This window comes from Paractinoplanes bogorensis (assembly GCF_018829635.1).
In the GTDB taxonomy this organism is placed as follows: Bacteria; Actinomycetota; Actinomycetes; order Mycobacteriales; family Micromonosporaceae; genus Actinoplanes; species Actinoplanes bogorensis.
Genome location: NZ_JAHKKG010000017.1, coordinates 70,226 through 84,893 on the forward strand (window position 1 = coordinate 70,226; position 14,668 = coordinate 84,893).

At 69.0% G+C, this 14,668-nt stretch carries 16 protein-coding genes and 1 tRNA gene; 8 read left to right on the top strand and 9 right to left on the bottom strand.

Translation table 11 applies throughout. From position 1 onward, the window contains the following. Window position 1 precedes the first annotated feature (1 nt). The 3 genes from KOI35_RS41580 to KOI35_RS41590 are packed head-to-tail and all read right to left on the bottom strand — an operon-like array spanning window position 2 to window position 3,102. The gene (locus tag KOI35_RS41580) at window positions 2–325 is read right to left on the bottom strand and encodes a hypothetical protein (RefSeq protein WP_215795246.1); all 324 of its coding nucleotides are present in this window, start codon (window positions 323–325) and stop codon (window positions 2–4) included. A gap of 3 nt (window positions 326–328) precedes the next feature. Beyond that, a complete protein-coding gene (locus tag KOI35_RS48070) occupies window positions 329–2,290 on the bottom strand; it encodes a class E sortase (protein ID WP_246614636.1) in 1,962 nt (653 codons plus the stop codon). Further along, window positions 2,290–3,102 carry a DUF881 domain-containing protein gene (locus tag KOI35_RS41590; RefSeq protein WP_215795247.1) on the bottom strand — a complete coding sequence of 271 codons (813 nt, stop codon included), beginning with the start codon at window positions 3,100–3,102 and terminating at the stop codon, window positions 2,290–2,292. Before KOI35_RS41590 ends, KOI35_RS48070 begins: the two co-directional genes overlap by 1 nt. 180 nt (window positions 3,103–3,282) lie before the next feature. On the opposite strand from KOI35_RS41590, the gene KOI35_RS41595 reads away from it, so the two are divergent. Together KOI35_RS41595 and KOI35_RS41600 are read left to right on the top strand one after the other, a co-directional pair. After that, on the top strand, window positions 3,283–3,546 hold the full coding sequence (locus KOI35_RS41595; RefSeq protein ID WP_202997483.1) for a cell division protein CrgA: 264 nt from the start codon (window positions 3,283–3,285) through the stop codon (window positions 3,544–3,546). 179 nt (window positions 3,547–3,725) lie between these two features. Then, window positions 3,726–5,858, top strand: coding sequence for a (Fe-S)-binding protein (locus tag KOI35_RS41600; RefSeq protein ID WP_215795248.1), 2,133 nt, complete (start codon window positions 3,726–3,728; stop codon window positions 5,856–5,858). Here KOI35_RS41600 and KOI35_RS41605 read toward each other — a convergent pair. Then, window positions 5,855–6,514 carry a GOLPH3/VPS74 family protein gene (locus tag KOI35_RS41605; protein ID WP_215795249.1) on the bottom strand — a complete coding sequence of 220 codons (660 nt, stop codon included), beginning with the start codon at window positions 6,512–6,514 and terminating at the stop codon, window positions 5,855–5,857. The two genes, KOI35_RS41600 and KOI35_RS41605, sit on opposite strands and share 4 nt — an antisense overlap. Before the next feature lie 100 nt (window positions 6,515–6,614). Between KOI35_RS41605 and KOI35_RS41610 the strand changes: the two genes are divergently transcribed. The 3 genes from KOI35_RS41610 to KOI35_RS41620 all read left to right on the top strand — a co-directional run bounded on the left by KOI35_RS41610 (window position 6,615) and on the right by KOI35_RS41620 (window position 9,903). Continuing rightward, a complete protein-coding gene (locus tag KOI35_RS41610; protein ID WP_215795250.1) occupies window positions 6,615–7,952 on the top strand; it encodes a hemolysin family protein in 1,338 nt (445 codons plus the stop codon). Then, complete coding sequence (locus tag KOI35_RS41615; RefSeq protein WP_215795251.1) at window positions 7,945–9,000, top strand: hemolysin family protein; 1,056 nt, start codon at window positions 7,945–7,947, stop codon at window positions 8,998–9,000. The genes KOI35_RS41610 and KOI35_RS41615 overlap by 8 nt, the downstream gene beginning before the upstream one ends. Window positions 9,001–9,075: 75 nt before the next feature. Next, a complete protein-coding gene (locus KOI35_RS41620) occupies window positions 9,076–9,903 on the top strand; it encodes a LamG-like jellyroll fold domain-containing protein (protein WP_215795252.1) in 828 nt (275 codons plus the stop codon). On the opposite strand, the gene KOI35_RS41625 is transcribed toward KOI35_RS41620, so the two are convergent. Then, window positions 9,896–10,447 carry an HAD family hydrolase gene (locus tag KOI35_RS41625; protein WP_215795349.1) on the bottom strand — a complete coding sequence of 184 codons (552 nt, stop codon included), beginning with the start codon at window positions 10,445–10,447 and terminating at the stop codon, window positions 9,896–9,898. The two genes, KOI35_RS41620 and KOI35_RS41625, sit on opposite strands and share 8 nt — an antisense overlap. Before the next feature lie 146 nt (window positions 10,448–10,593). Between KOI35_RS41625 and KOI35_RS41630 the strand changes: the two genes are divergently transcribed. Further along, complete coding sequence (locus KOI35_RS41630; RefSeq protein ID WP_215795253.1) at window positions 10,594–11,052, top strand: YcxB family protein; 459 nt, start codon at window positions 10,594–10,596, stop codon at window positions 11,050–11,052. Window positions 11,053–11,126: 74 nt separating this feature from the next. Here KOI35_RS41630 and KOI35_RS41635 read toward each other — a convergent pair whose 3' ends face one another. After that, window positions 11,127–11,843 (bottom strand): hypothetical protein, encoded by a 717-nt coding sequence (locus tag KOI35_RS41635; RefSeq protein WP_215795254.1) that lies wholly within the window; start codon window positions 11,841–11,843, stop codon window positions 11,127–11,129. 106 nt (window positions 11,844–11,949) lie between these two features. On the opposite strand from KOI35_RS41635, the gene KOI35_RS48075 reads away from it, so the two are divergent. Beyond that, window positions 11,950–12,195, top strand: a complete 246-nt coding sequence (locus tag KOI35_RS48075) for a PAS domain-containing protein (RefSeq protein ID WP_215795255.1) — start codon at window positions 11,950–11,952, stop codon at window positions 12,193–12,195. Between the two features lie 498 nt (window positions 12,196–12,693). Here the strand turns inward: KOI35_RS48075 and KOI35_RS41645 are convergent, their stop codons facing one another. From KOI35_RS41645 to KOI35_RS41655, 3 genes are all read right to left on the bottom strand, one after another. Beyond that, on the bottom strand, window positions 12,694–12,852 hold the full coding sequence (locus KOI35_RS41645) for a hypothetical protein (protein WP_215795256.1): 159 nt from the start codon (window positions 12,850–12,852) through the stop codon (window positions 12,694–12,696). A gap of 93 nt (window positions 12,853–12,945) precedes the next feature. Next, a tRNA-Gly gene (locus tag KOI35_RS41650) sits at window positions 12,946–13,016 on the bottom strand. A gap of 53 nt (window positions 13,017–13,069) precedes the next feature. Beyond that, window positions 13,070–13,570 (bottom strand): pyridoxamine 5'-phosphate oxidase family protein, encoded by a 501-nt coding sequence (locus tag KOI35_RS41655; protein WP_215795257.1) that lies wholly within the window; start codon window positions 13,568–13,570, stop codon window positions 13,070–13,072. 75 nt (window positions 13,571–13,645) lie between these two features. Between KOI35_RS41655 and dcd the strand changes: the two genes are divergently transcribed. Next, complete coding sequence (gene dcd, locus KOI35_RS41660; RefSeq protein ID WP_215795258.1) at window positions 13,646–14,224, top strand: dCTP deaminase; 579 nt, start codon at window positions 13,646–13,648, stop codon at window positions 14,222–14,224. The last annotated feature ends 444 nt before the right edge of the window (window positions 14,225–14,668 follow it).

A 14,668-nucleotide genomic window follows, 5' to 3' on the forward strand; every position in this document is an offset into this window, starting at 1 on the left:
GTCAATCACCCGGGATCTGGTTGCCACCGGTGGCGGCGTCGGAGGGATGCGGCTGGTTCGACTCGGTGCTGTACGGGATCTCGTCCGGCCCCGGGTGATCGGGGTTGTCGGTCGACGTCACGTCCGCGTTGTCGTCGCCCGGGGTGTCCGGGCCCTGCTGCTCGGTGCCGGTGCCGACCTGCACGTCGTCGAACGGCAGCAACGGGGTGGCCCAGGGGAACACCACGTACCAGAGCAACGCCCCGGTGGCCGCGAGCAGCCCGATCGAGCCGGTGAGCTTGCCCCACAGGCCGCCGGGCAGTTTGCGCCAGATCCAGGAGTACACGGATCATGCCCCCTTGATCTCGGCGGGCATGCCGGCGTTGGGTGCGGCCTGGTCACGCTTGCTGGTCGCGACCAGCTCGGCGTGGATGATCAGGCGCTCGTAGTTGTTGAACTTCGGGTTGCAGGTGGTCAGCGTGAGCAGCGCCTGCGACGGCTTGGCCTTGGGCTTGCCGGGCACCGGCGCGACCACCTCGACCGCGCTCGGCTTGACGACCTGCTGCTGGTAGACCTTGTAGACGTACCAGTTGGTGCGGGTCTCGACGCCGATGACGTCGCCGTCCTTGAGCTCGTCGAGCCGCCAGAAGATCTTGCGGATCCGGTGACCGGCGACCGAGAAGTTGCCGACCTGGCCCGGCTTGGCCGAATCGGGGTAGTGGCCCGGGGCGTACCGGATGTCGTCGGGCTGCACGCCGTCGACGACCACCCACTCCTTGTCGAACTTCGGGATGTAGAGCCGGCCGACCAGGTTGGAGCCGGGGGCGGCCGGAGCCTTGGCCGCGGCGGACGCGGTCGGTCCGACCGTCGGGTCGTTCCACACGTCGTCGAGCTCGGTGCTGAGCGCGTTCTGCTCGTCCTGCACCTCGGCCGAGTTGCCGAAGACCTCGTAGCCGGCGAAGAGCAGCACGATGACCCCGAAGGTGATCATCAGCTCGCCCGAGACCCGGATGCCCGCCCGCAGGCGGGAGCCGAAGGTCGGCCGGGTCATCTCGGAGTAGACGCTCTTGTAGCCCTCACCGGTCTGTTCCGGGCGCAGCTTGACGACCTTTTCGCCGCGTCTGGGTGCTTCGTCCACGGCCTCCTCCTCTGCCGGGGGCCTCGGACCGCCCGGGCCGGCGGGCGAGACCGAGGCGGCGCCGAGAGCGGCGTCGGGGTCGGCCTTCGCTTTCGCGGCCTGTGCGGCGACGCCGGGGACCGCGGAGAGGAGCGCGGTGGGTGCCTTGACGGGGTGTGGGGGCTGTTCGGGGCGGTTGACCGCGGGGAGCAGGCCGGTCGGAGCGTCGGACGTGCGGATGACGGCGGTCTCGCCGGGATCCTGCCGCCCGCCGGGAGCGACGATCTGACCTGGGTTGACCGGCACGCTGGGCCGGATCTGGCCCTGGTCGTCGAAACCCTGCTCGTTGAAACCCGGCTCGGTGAAACTCCGGCCGGTGGTGGCGGGCGGACGGTAGCCCGGTGCCGGCGTCGGGACGTCTCGTCCCCAGGGGTCACCGAAGGGCGTCGGGGCCTGAGACGCCTCAGGAGCCTCGGAACGTCCGTAGACCCCGCCGGCCGCCCCGGCGCCGTTTGCCGGCGTACGGGCCGTCTGAGGGGCGGGACGGCCCGGTCCGGCGTCGTAGCGCGGCTCGTTGACCGGGGCGCCGTGCTCGTGCGGCCAGCCGGGCTCGCGGCCGGGTGGCGGTGGATCCTGCGGCCGGCGGGCCGGCTGCGCGAGCGACCCGGTCGGGGGCGCAGCCACGGGCACGCCGGTCGGTGGGGGCGGGAAACCCGCGGACCGCTGGCCGGAGGTCGACCATTCGCCGGACGGCCCGGCGGCTCGGCCCGCACCATGCGGCGGGCCGGGCGGTTGCTGTGCTCCGGGCTGCGGCTGTGGCGTCCTGGCCTGCTGCTGCTCGTCGGCCGAGCCGGCGAAGAAGTCGAAGTCGGTCTGCGCGGGGCGAACGGCCCGAGCCGCCGCGCCCACGGTGCCGCCGGCGGCCGTGCTGATCCGCTGCTGCACCTCTTCGTCGGTGCGCAGGACGGCCGTCTCGGCCGCTGACGGGCTCGGCGGCGGCAAAGTCGGCGGCAAAGTCGGCGGTGCCGGGGACTCGGGCCGGGCGGCGCCGAGGCCGACCGGCGGCGCGAGCGGCCCACCGGGCACGCCGTCCGGCGACGCGTCGGTGATGCGCGGGATGTATGCCGTCTGGGCCTCGGTGTCGGGCGCGCGATGCCGCCCCGAGCCGGGCCCGGTGGGTGGGTTGTCGGCCATTACCCGGCGACCCGCGCGGATCGGAGGTCACTCGACCCGTCGTACGCCCGCACTGTCACGTTCCTCTCGACGGTTTCCGTATAACCGAGGCCGAAGTCAGCGACCGCATCTCTGAATTGTCGGACCCCTTCCGCGGACTCCAACGCGCGATGCATGCCTGTGGGTTCGCCGATTGCCGTGATCTTGAACGGTGGCGAGAAAACCTGGCCGTGAAGCAGCAGCGTATTGCCCACACAGCGTACAGCGCTGGTGGAGATGACGCGGACATCCATGATCGACATTGCCTCGGCCCCACCGGCCCACAACGCGTTCACCACCGCCTGCACATCTCCCTGGTGAACGACCAGATCGTCGTTGTCGGGAGCGTTCACGGCGGAGAAGTCGTTGCTGCGGCGGGACGAGTCGTCGAGAGTCACCGTCACCCCCGGGCCCTGGAGCGCGGTGAAGCCGGCCGTCGCGCGCAGGGCATCAGCGCGTTCCCGGGCCGCCTTGACCGGGGCGTCGACCTCGGCCAGGCGGGCCGTGTCCTGGTCGACCTCGGAGCGCAGCTTGGCCGCCGCCTGCTCGCGGGCCTCGAGCCGGACCCGCTTGTCGGCGATCAGCTGGGTCAGCTGGGGCCGCCGATCGTCGCGCAGCGCCGTGCCGTCGGCCGTGGTGGCCGACGTGGTGAAGAGCAGGCCCGCAGCCAAGGCGATCAATGGAGTGCCGATCGTCCAGCCGCGCATGCGCAGCGTGGGTCGTTGTGGCCGCAGACCACGCCACGCGCGGCGTACGACAAGACGCCACGAGGGCGTGCCGGTGGTGTATTCCACGTCCTCGTCTCCCCCCGAAATATCCGCTCCGGACATTTTCCTCGCCCTGCGGGTGCCTGACTTCCGGCAGCCTTGACTACGCTAGCTGTCGAACATTAATCGCCACGGGCAGCATTCGGGGTCTCCGGAGCCGCTCAGCGGTGGGGTTGTTCACCACTTGTTGCCCTTCAGGAGAGCACCGTGCCGAAGTCTCAGGTTCGTAAGAAGAAGGTCTACACGCCGCCGACGGACATCCGTCCCGCTGCGGCTGCGGCCTCGAAGAAGCCGAGCCCGATGTGGCTGCCGATCAGCGCCGTGGCGCTCATCGTCATCGGCATCGCGTGGCTGGTCGTGTATTACCTGTCGTCCCAGCAGTACCCGGTGGAAGCGCTGCGGTACTGGAACCTGGCGATCGGCTTCGGGTGCATGGTGGCCTCGCTCGGCATCCTGTCGCGCTGGCGTTGACGGCCGGCGTAACGCCGAAATGCCCGCTTTGCCGGGCGTAGTGTGACCTCGTGTTATTCCAGCGCACCCCGTAAATCGCCGGGGTGCGCTTCGCCTACTTGACCCACTGGCGTGCGGCCATCTATTACTCGTGGGTAACATGGCCGCGGCGAACCGCCGATCGAGGAGGCACAACGCAGATGGGTATCGCGCAGATAGTCGCCACCGTCCTGGCCGGTGCGATCACCATCGTCGCGGTCGTGCTCGCGGTCCGCGCCGTTCTCACGATCACCGCGGTGATCCGCCAGGGTCAGCCCGACCCGGGCCGGTTCGTCGACCCCAAGACGCGTACGAAGACCATGCTGGTCGAGACGCTGGGTCACACCCGGATGCTCAAGTGGAGCGCGATCGGCGCCGCCCACTGGTTCGTCATGGTCTCCTTCATGATCCTGTTCCTGCTGGTCGTGGAGGCGTACTTCGAGGTCGTGAACCCGGCGTCGGGCCTGCCGATCATCGGGCACTGGCTGATCTTCGGCTTCGTGACCGAGTGGATCGGCATCCTCGGCCTGGCCGGGATCCTCTATCTGATCTTCGTGCGGCAGCGGGCCAACCGGTCGGCCAAGAACCGGTTCCTGGGCTCGACCTGGTGGCAGGCGTACTTCGTCGAGGCGGTGATCCTGGGCGTGCTGGTCTGCGGTTTCCTGATCCGCGGGTTCAAGGTCGCCACCGATCACTTCGAGTACGCGGCGTGGGCCACCCCGCTGTCCCACGCGATCGGCGCCGTCCTGCCCGCCTGGGCGGACGGCGGCACCTGGACCGCCCTGGTCAAGATCTTCATCTCGATGGGCTGGCTGATCACCATCGGGCTGAACCCGACGATGGGCGTCGCCTGGCACCGCTTCCTGGCGTTCTTCAACATCTTCTTCAAGCGCGCGCCCGAGAAGCCGGCCGGTTCCGGGCTGGGCGCGCTGCGGCCGATGATGAGCGAGGGCAAGCCGCTCGACTTCGAAGAGGCCGACCCCGAGAAGGACCAGTTCGGCGTGGCTCAGGTCGAGCAGTTCACCTGGAAGGGTCTGCTCGACTTCTCGACCTGCACGGAGTGTGGCCGGTGCCAGTCGCAGTGCCCGGCCTGGAACACCGCGAAGCCGCTGTCGCCGAAGCTGCTCGTGCTGTCGTTGCGCGATCACGCGTACGCGAAAGCTCCTTATCTTCTCGCCGGCGGCGGTCTCGACCTGACCGGTGAGGAGAAGGCCACCGAGGAGCAGCTGCGGGGCGTCGACGTGCTGGCGATGGCCGAGAAGGACCGGCCGCTGATCGGCACCGCCGAGGAACAGGGCGTGATCGACCCCGACGTGCTGTGGTCGTGCACCACCTGCGGCGCGTGTGTCGAGCAGTGCCCGGTCGACATCGAGCACATCGACCACATCGTCGACATGCGCCGCTACCAGGTGCTGATCGAGTCGTCGTTCCCCAGCGAGGCCGGCGTGATGCTGCGCAACCTGGAGAACAAGGGCAATCCGTGGGGCGCGCCGCAGAACACCCGCGAGGACTGGACCAAGGGTCTCGACTTCGAGGTGCCGCGGGTCGGCGAGAAGGAAGACTTCGAATACCTGTTCTGGGTCGGCTGCGCCGGCGCGTTCGAAGACCGGGCCAAGAAGACCACCCGCGCGGTCGCCAAGCTGCTGCACGAGGCCGGTGTCGACTATGCGATTCTCGGCGAGGGCGAGACCTGTACGGGTGACCCCGCGCGCCGGATCGGCAACGAGTTCGTCTTCCAGATGCTCGCCCAGCAGAACGTCGAGACGCTGCAAGAGGCGAACGTCAAGAAGATCGTCGCGACCTGCCCGCACTGCTTCAACACGCTCGGCAACGAGTACGAGCAGCTGGGGCTCAAGGTCGAGGTCGTGCACCACACGCAGCTGCTCGCCCACCTCGTGAAGACCGGCAAGCTGACGCCGGTCCAGCCGATCGAGGGCGACGTGACCTACCACGACCCCTGCTACCTCGGGCGGCACAACCGGGTCTTCGACGCGCCCCGCGAGGTCTTGGGTGAGTCGGTCGGCAACCTCGTGGAGATGCCCCGAAACCAGGAGCGCTCCTTCTGCTGCGGTGCCGGTGGTGCCCGCATGTGGATGGAGGAGAAGATCGGCAAGCGGATCAACGTCGAACGTACGGAGGAAGCTCTCTCCACCGGCGCCAAGACGATCGCGGTCGGCTGCCCGTTCTGCTACACGATGATCGGCGACGGCGTCACCGGCAAGGGAGAGCAGGAGAACGTCGAGGTCGTGGACGTCGCGACGGTTCTCCTGCGCTCGCTCAAGCAGGAGGTCTAGGAGGGCGTGCCGGCGGTGGCCGCGGTGGTCGAGGCCACGATCGCGACCATCACGGCCGCCTGGATCTCGTCGATCGCCTTCTTCACGGCCGCGGCCGCCCACGCGCCTTCGCTGATCTCACGCAGCCGGTCCTTGGCGTCCAGGTCGCCGAACACGCTCTTGTCCAGCCCGGTCGCCGCAACCAGGGCACAGAGCGCTCCCGTACGCGGTTCGACCGCCCCCGTGCCGAGCACAGCGCGCCGCATCCGGTCGCGGGCGGCGGTCTCCTGCGGCGGCTCGACACCGTGAGCGGCCGGATACTTGGTGCGCGGGAACACCCACAGCACCTTGTCCTTCTCGACCGTCAGGATCCCGTCGGCCACCAGCTTGTCGAGCACCTGGGGCCGGGTGGTCTTGGCGAACTTCGACACCCAGTGACCGGGTTTGCGCGGTTTGTCGTCGGCGACGATCTGCATCAGCGCGGCGTCCACCAGCGGGTCGCCGGTCGGGCTGATGTCGAGCGCGACCACGGTCTTGCCGACGACGTCGACCCGGCCGGCCAGAGCCAGTTCGAGCAGCAGCCCACCGCCGAGACCGTGGTCCAGGTGGGTGCCGTCGGTCAGCGGAGTGCCGTCGTCGTCGTACGCGAGCAGCGTGAACTCTTCGACCAGGTTCATACCTGGAGGGTTTCCATTTTCGGCGCGTGCCAATCCTCACCTCGGGTGGGTACGCCGGGCTCGCCCCGTTCCGGCACAATGAGACCGAGGTGAACCGATCATGGACGGCCTGTTCCTGACCGCGGTGCTCCCCTTGGCAGCGTTTGCGCTGCTCACGGCGGGCAACGCGTTCTTTGTGGCCGCCGAGTTCGGGTTGGTCACGGTCGATCGCGTCGAGATCAAGTCGCGGGCGGCCTCCGGTGATCGCCGGGCGCGCACGGTCCAGCACGCTCTGCACGAGTTGTCGTTCCAGCTCTCCGGCACCCAGCTCGGCATCACGCTGACCGCCCTGCTCACCGGTTACCTGGCCGAGCCGGCCCTCTCCAAACTCTTCGACCCGGCCATCGAGCCGCTCGCGGGCGACGCCACCGAGGGTGTCACCCACGCGCTGGCGCTGGTCGTGGCCACGCTGATCTCGATGCTGTTCGGCGAGCTGGTGCCCAAAAACGCGGCGCTGGCCCGCCCGATGCGCGCGGCGCTGCTGACCGCGGCCCCGCTGCGGACGTTCTCCAAGCTCTTCAAGTGGGTCATCGGCGGCCTCAACGGGTCGGCCAACTGGCTGGTCCGCCGGATCGGCATCGAGCCGCAGGAAGAGCTGGCCAGCGCCCGTTCGCCTGAAGAGCTCGGCCTGCTCGCCGCGATCAGCGCCGACGCCGGCGCGCTGCCGGCCGAGACGGCCACGCTGATGCGCCGCACGATCCGGTTCGGTGAGAAACGCGCGGCCAAGGCCATGACCCCGCGGGTCGACGTGGTCGGGCTCAAGACCACGGCCAGCGTGGCCGAGCTGATCTCGGTCGCGCGCGAGACCGGCCACACCCGCTTCCCGGTCTACGAAAACACGATCGACCTGGTCATCGGCGTGGTCGGGGTGCCCGACGCGCTCGGCGTCCCACCCGAGCGGCGCGGTGCCACCCAGGTCGCGACGATCGCCCGCGAGCCGGTCTACGTGCCCGAGAGCCTCAGCCTCGACAAGGTGCTGGCGGCGCTGCGGGCGGCCAACGCCGACCTGGCGATCGTCGTGGACGAATACGGCGGCACCGACGGCGTGGTGACGGCGGAAGACCTGATCGAGGAACTGGTCGGAGAGATCGCCGACGAATACGACGTGGAGCCGGCCGAGACCTCGACGCAGGTGCTCACGGCGCCCGACGGGGAGAAGTCTTACCTGGTCGACGGCCTGCTCCGCGAGGACGAACTGATGGAGCAGACCGGGTTCGTGCTGCCCGAGGGCCCGTACGAGACGCTTGCCGGTTTCCTGCTGTCCCGCCTCGGCCACATCCCGGTGGTCGGCGAGTCCTACGAGACGCTCGGCTGGGAGTTCACCGTGATGGCGGTCGACCGGCACCGGATCGAACAGGTGCGGGTGTCCGCGCCGCCGCCGGAGGCCGACGATGACTGAGCTCCTGGTGACCGTTGTGCTGCTGATCGGCAACGGGCTCTTCGTGGGCGGGGAGTTCGCCCTGATCGCGTCCCGGCGTACGGTGCTGGAACCGCTCGCCGCGACCAGCCGGCGCGCGCAGTGGGCGCTGTCGGCGATGAGCCAGATCCCGCTGATGATCGCGGGGGCCCAGCTCGGCATCACGATCTGCTCGCTCGGCCTGGGCGCGCTGGCCGAACCGGCGCTGGCCCACTTCCTCGAGGGGCCGTTCGAGGCGGCCGGCCTGCCGGAAAACGCGATCCATCCGGTCGCGTTCGTCCTGGCCCTCGGCATCGTCGTCTTCCTGCACACGGTCATCGGCGAGATGGTGCCCAAGAACATCACGCTGGCCGGGCCGGAACGGGCGGCGCTGCTGCTCGGGCCGTTCATGCTGGCCTTCTGCACGGCGACCAAGCCGCTGCTCAACGCGATGCGCTGGGCCGCCCGGCTGGTCCTCAAGATCTGGTCGATCGAGGCCACCGACTCGGTCAAGACCGTCTTCACGGCCGAGGAGCTGGCCGGGATGGTGACCCAGGCGCGCAGCGAGGGTCTGCTCGGCACGGAACAGTACGCGCGCATCCACGCCGCGCTCGGGCTGCACGGGCGGACGGCGGCCGACACGTTGCGACCCTGGGCCGGCGTCACGACCATCGCCGACGACGTCTCACCGGCCACGGTCGAGGCGGTCGCCACGCGTACGGGAAGATCGCGTTTTCCGGTGGTTCAGCGCGAGACCCGGCGCGTGCTGGGATTCGTGCACGTCAAAGACATTCTCGGCTATTCGGCCGAGCGCCGGACCCGGCCGATCCCGCCTGAGATCATCCGGCCCCTGGCGGTGGTGTCGCCCGAGCGGACGCTCGCCGATCTGCTGCTCACGATGCGGCGCGATCGACTGCACATCGTGCTGGTCAGCGACGGCCGGCGGCCGCTCGGCGTGATCACTTTGGACGATGTGGTGCACGCGGTGGTCGGCGAGCCGGGCCATCCCCACGTGGCCACCGTGGCCGGCCAGCCTCGGACGGTCGGCTGACCGCGTTCGGGTAGTTTGTCGGGCCGACGCCGGGGTGGATTCGATCCGTCGTCCACCATTTCGGACAATAGGCCTATGTCTCGCAAACGGTGGTGGCTTGCTCTCGCCGGCCTGCTGGTTCTCGTCGGTACCGTGGCGCACGCACAACGGCCCTCGGCGCAACCCGCCTTCGCCGTCGTCAAGCCGTCCCTGGCTCCGGGGCTTCTTCCGGTGCGGGTGCCATTGGGGGAGTCGCCCGCGCCGCCCGGACCGATCCGGGTGGCGGCCGGGCCGGTGGCCGTCCGCTACGACTTCGACGGCGGGGTCAGTCAGCCGATCACCGATCACCTCGGCCGCCACGAGCTCCGGCCGCTCGGGCAGAACGGCGGCTCGCTCCGTCTCGTCCGGCAAGGGGACGGGCTGGCGCTCTCCTATCCCGACCGGTGCCGCCTGGCGCGGCAGCGGGACTGCCCGCGCGTGATCTTGGAGGGTTCGCGCGACGACTCGCTCAACCCCGGGACCCGCCGACTCCGGTACGGCGCGGCGGTGCGGATGACCTACGCCGACCTCGCCGACGGGGCCAACGTCGTGCAGAAGGGCTACTCGGTCGGCGGAAGCCAGTACAAACTGCAGGTCGACCACCGGCTGGGCCACCCGAGCTGCGTCATCGCGGGGCGGGGGCAGATCTATCGGGCCGAGCCCAGCCTCGACGTCGCGGACGGGCGGTGGCACAACCTGGCCTGCGTTCGCTCCGGAAACCGGCTGACCCTCTCGGTCGACGGCGCGGTGGCGGCCGCGGTGACCGTGCCGGCCGCCTTGTCGATCGCCAACGCCGAGCCGCTGCGGGTGGGTGGCAAGGGCACCAGCAAGAGCAACGACCAGTTCGCGGGCGAGATCGACAACGTCTTCGTGACGATCAGCTGAAGACGTCGCCCATGCTGGTGATCACCGTGTCGGCGTGTTTCAGCGAGTCGATCTTCGCGGGGCGGTTCGCGTAGCCGATCACGGGCACGCCGGCGGCCCGGGCGGCGGTGATGTCGGTCGGGGAGTCGCCGATCATGGTGCCGCGGGCCTTCCCTAGGGCGGCGAGCGCTTCATGGAGCGGGCTGGGGTCGGGCTTCATCCGCCACGGCTCCGCGTAGGGGCGGCCGATCACCACTGCCGCCGTGAGGCCGTGCTTCGCCAGGTAGACCTCGATGGCGGCGGCTGAGTTGTTGCTGACGACGGCGATCGGGATCCGCCGGTTCTGGGCGATCTCGAAGACCGTTTCCGCGTACGGGGTGGGAGTCGCCGATTGTGCGGCCGTTATCTCGGCGGCGGTCAGGGCGTCGTCGATCTTCGCTGTGGTGGCGGGGTCGCGGTTCTCGCCGACCCAGCGGAGAACTTCCAGCGGGTCGTCTTTTGGTGACATTTCGGCCATGTGGGCCAGCGTGGCGGCGATCTCGGACGCTGGAGTGCCCGCGAACATTCTGCAGACCGGACCGTCGAAGTCGAGGAGCAGTGCATCCACCGGCACATTCTGGCGGATTGATCCTCAAGTCCGCGTCTCGGCGGTGGGGTGGTCGGCCGAGCGGCTGATGCCGGGCCGAGCTGACCGAAAGTTACTTTTTAGTAGTGTTTCTGCAGATCACCGCGCAGCGGGACCCCCACCTGATCGCGGCCGCCACCCGTCACGAGCTGCGGCGGCCGGTGCTGCTGGCCCGGATCGGTGGTTGGGCCCTGATCGCCCTGGCCGTCCTGCTGGAGGGCCTCAACTTCCCGATGCTGGTGGCCGGCGTGGTGTTGGCCGTCGTCGTCCCGATGTTCCTGATCAACAACAACGCCCGCCGGGTCGTGCGGGACGGCGGGCCGATGACGGTCGAGGTCAGTGCCGAAGGGGTGGCCTGCTCGACGCTGACCAGCCGGCATACGTACGCGTGGAACGCCTTCACCCACGCCCGGCACCTGGCCGGTCAGGTTGTCCTCGGGCTGGGCGGTGGGCGTTATGTCCAGATCCCGACGCGCGGGTTGAGTCCGCAGCAGATCCACGAGCTGTTGACTGCTGCTCGCGCCCACGGTGTTCCTATGCGCTGACATCTTGTCGACCGTTGTTGACCGCGGGGCGGTTGCCGCCCCGCGGTCAACGTCGAGGGTCAGTTCTTCCGGGGTCAGTTCTTCCGGTCGAAGGGCAGCGCGCGCAGCCAGCCCGGCCACCAGAGGCCGGTCTTGAAGCCGGTGGACCACTGGTGCTCGGAGCAGCTGGTCTTGGTGGCGAAGCGCTGCTCGTCGAGGATCGAGACCACACCCGGGTTGTAGGTGCCCAGCCCGAAGCCGATGCCGGTCACGACCATCTTCGGGTTGTCCCGCACGACCTCGGCGAACGTCTTGGTCGCGGGCCCACCGGCGGTCTTCTCCATGCCGGTGATCGTGGTGGACGACGTCCACAGCGGACCCTGCAGCACGTCCCACTCGGTGCGGAGCTGGCGCTGCGGGTTGCCGCCGCCGATCTTGCTCAGGTACCAGTACGGCTCGAAGATCAGCGTGCCGTCGCCGGCCGGGGTCTTGACGAAGATGTGGTAGGCGGGCAGGGCTGCGTCGTTGACGCCTTCACCGGCCGCGTCGAGCTTCACGGTCTCGTACGAGACCTCGTCGACGCTGCTGGCCGGCACGGGACGCATGTCCTCGCGCCAGGAAACCTTGTCCGGGTTGCTGCCGGCCGCGGTGGTCAGCTTGATGCCATCGGTGCCGACGGTCGCGGTCGCGGTGCCGACCTTGACGACGCCGTCGGTGTTGCTGTGCTTGACGACGTTGCACGGCCGATGCGACGACGCGCTGGCGGGCTGCACCGCAACCGCACTGAGGGCGCACACAGCACCGACAGTCATAGCAGCGGCAACAAGCGGACGGCGGATGTGTTTTCTACCGTTTAGGTCCATATGTCCACTCTAAGGCAATAGCCCGTGAGATCGCTTTCGCACAGCCCCCAAACGAGTGAATCCGGCGCGTCAAACATCCACTCCCGACAGTCCCGCCACGCCCCTTTCAGATGCAAAGGCCCGCGCGACATCGAACGACCTGGTCGGGCACGAGGACAGCGAGGTGCTGCCCGAGGCGGTGGCCGCCGCCGGACGCCGGCACGACCAGCAGGCGTGGGAGCGCGGCGAGGCGGTGACGGCGCTCGAGGAACTGCGGTTCGCCGACGAGATCCGGCAGTACGTATGCCGGGCACGTTGTTGACGGTGGCCCGGAAGCGCCGCTCGGTCTCGCTCAGGGCGGCCTCGTGGCGCGGATGGGCCACGACAACCCGCGCGCCGGTTTGATCAACCAGCACACGAACCGAGAGGCCGACCACGGGATCGTCGACGCCATCGACAGGACCGTGACGGCGGCCCGGCGTCGATTGCCCCCGTCTCAGTCGCCGACACTGTGAAGGAAGTGCTGAGTCAGCTACCGCACCCCGCGTCCTGTCCCTTCTCCTGATGATCGCCACGGCTGCCTGCTGTGGCGGCGTGGTAAGACCCAGTCCGCCTGCCGTGCTGCTGCGCCTGCCAGCAGATGACAGCACCTCATGCGCCGACGCCTGCGTCCAAGCGGAAGACGTCGTTATGGCGAAGCCGCGAATGCACCTTCTTCATCGCTTCGGTCGCCGACCGGCCGCGGGTGCGCTTCTGAGCATCCCGATAGGGCTGGGCGTCAACCTGTCGAGCGACGCAATCAAGTCGAACCCGCCGCCAGCTACGTGTCCACAGCACGGCCCGCGCCCGGCCCCTCGCGCGCGCCCGCAGCCGATGCCGTGTTCGCCGCGACCGAGATCAGGGTGCCGATGGCGAAGCCGAGCCGGCCGTCGACCCGCCTAGTCCCGATGGCGAAGCCGAGCCCTCCCACAAACCGCAATCACCGCACCGTGGGGTCTGGGGGCTCGGCCCCCAAGCAGATATGCGAGGAGGCCCGGTTCGGGCTTTCCGCGAACACGGGCCTCCACCTACGAGCGGGTGACGGGAATCGAACCCGCACTGTCAGCTTGGGAAGCTGATGTTCTGCCATTGAACTACACCCGCAGCGGGCCTCACTGTACCTGATGAGGACCGCTGAGAAGAGCACTGCCCCAGCACTAACTCACCGCCGCCAGTGGGCGGGATAACTCTGCGTGCCAGGTGCGGGTCAGTGGGGCGACCCGGGGGACGACGGCCAGTGGCAGCGCGCCGGCCGGGCCGTGGGTGCGCAGGGTCGCGGTCTCGATCGAGAGCTCGAACAGCCGCCAGTCGACCTCGGCCGACGCGTGCAGGGACAGCGCCAGGTCGGCGATGACCCGCGGGTCGCGGACTCGGGACGCCCGGCCGGTCAGGATGGCCTCGTCGTCGTTCTCTTCCGGGGGATATGAGTGCAGTGCGTAGCGGCCGTCACGCTCGAGGTCGCGCCGCTTGGGTGAGTCGACGATGAAGCAGTAGAGCCCCTCCCCGGTGATCACCGGGGAGACCGGGTGAACCCGGGGGCCGCCATCGGCTCGTACGGTGGCCAGGTAAGCCAGGCCAGGACCGTACTGCTGGAGGAGCGCGCGGATGCCCGCCGCGAGGGTGGGCTCGGCGGCGGCGAAATCGGACCAGGAAGCCATGCGGGCATTCTATCGAACATACGTTCGACACGCCCACTAAAACACGCCGAACGGGCAGGTAGGTATGGTGTCCCGATGCTGCTCTCCGACCGTGACCTGGTCTCCGAGATCAAGTCGGGCGACCTGTCTTTGGAGCCCTTCGAGCCGGCGTTGCTGCAACCGTCCAGCATCGACGTGCGGCTGGACCGATTCTTCCGGGTGTTCAACAACCACCTCTACACCCACATCGACCCGGCCGAACAGCAGGACGATCTCACCACCGAACTCGAGGTCACCGACGGTGAGGCGTTCGTGCTTCACCCGGGCGAGTTCGTGCTGGCGTCCACGCTCGAGGTCATCACGCTGGGCGACCAACTCGCCGGCCGCCTCGAGGGCAAGAGCAGCCTGGGCCGCCTGGGCCTGCTCACCCATTCGACGGCCGGCTTCATCGACCCCGGCTTCTCCGGCCACGTCACGCTGGAGCTGTCCAACGTGGCCAACCTGCCGATCAAGCTCTGGCCCGGCATGAAGATCGGCCAACTCTGCATCTTCCGCCTGTCCAGCCCGGCCGAGCACCCTTACGGCTCCGCGGTCTACGGCTCCCGCTACCAGGGACAACGCGGCCCCACCCCGAGCCGCTCGGCGCAAAACTTCCGCCTCTGGCCCACTTCATAAGCAAGATCAAGAGCCAGATGTCCCAGCGGGGCGGTGGGTACAGACCGTCGCTCCCGCGGGGACCGCGTCGAGCCTCGCTGGCCGCTGGCGCGTCCAAAACGCAAGGCTCGCCACGGCGACCTGCGTGAGTGGTCACGCCCACAACCAAACGCCACCGAGACGCCGGCCCGGCCGATTCCAGCGGGCCGTGCGCGGTCACGCGCTGTCAGGGATCCCAAGCAGAAGCAGGGCTCAAGACCGTACTCACCGAACCACCGGCAGGCGCGAACCGGTCCTCATCGCAAATCTGCCTCGAGCCGAGTCCCAGACCCCGCATTACGGTGTTCGCGCTTTGATGTCCCGGTGACTGATCTTCTCGCGGACCGAAGGTGTTGACCGGCCCACAGCGAAGCTTGGCTGTTGAGCACGTCGGAGCTCGGGCGCCGCGCGCCTAGATGATCTAGC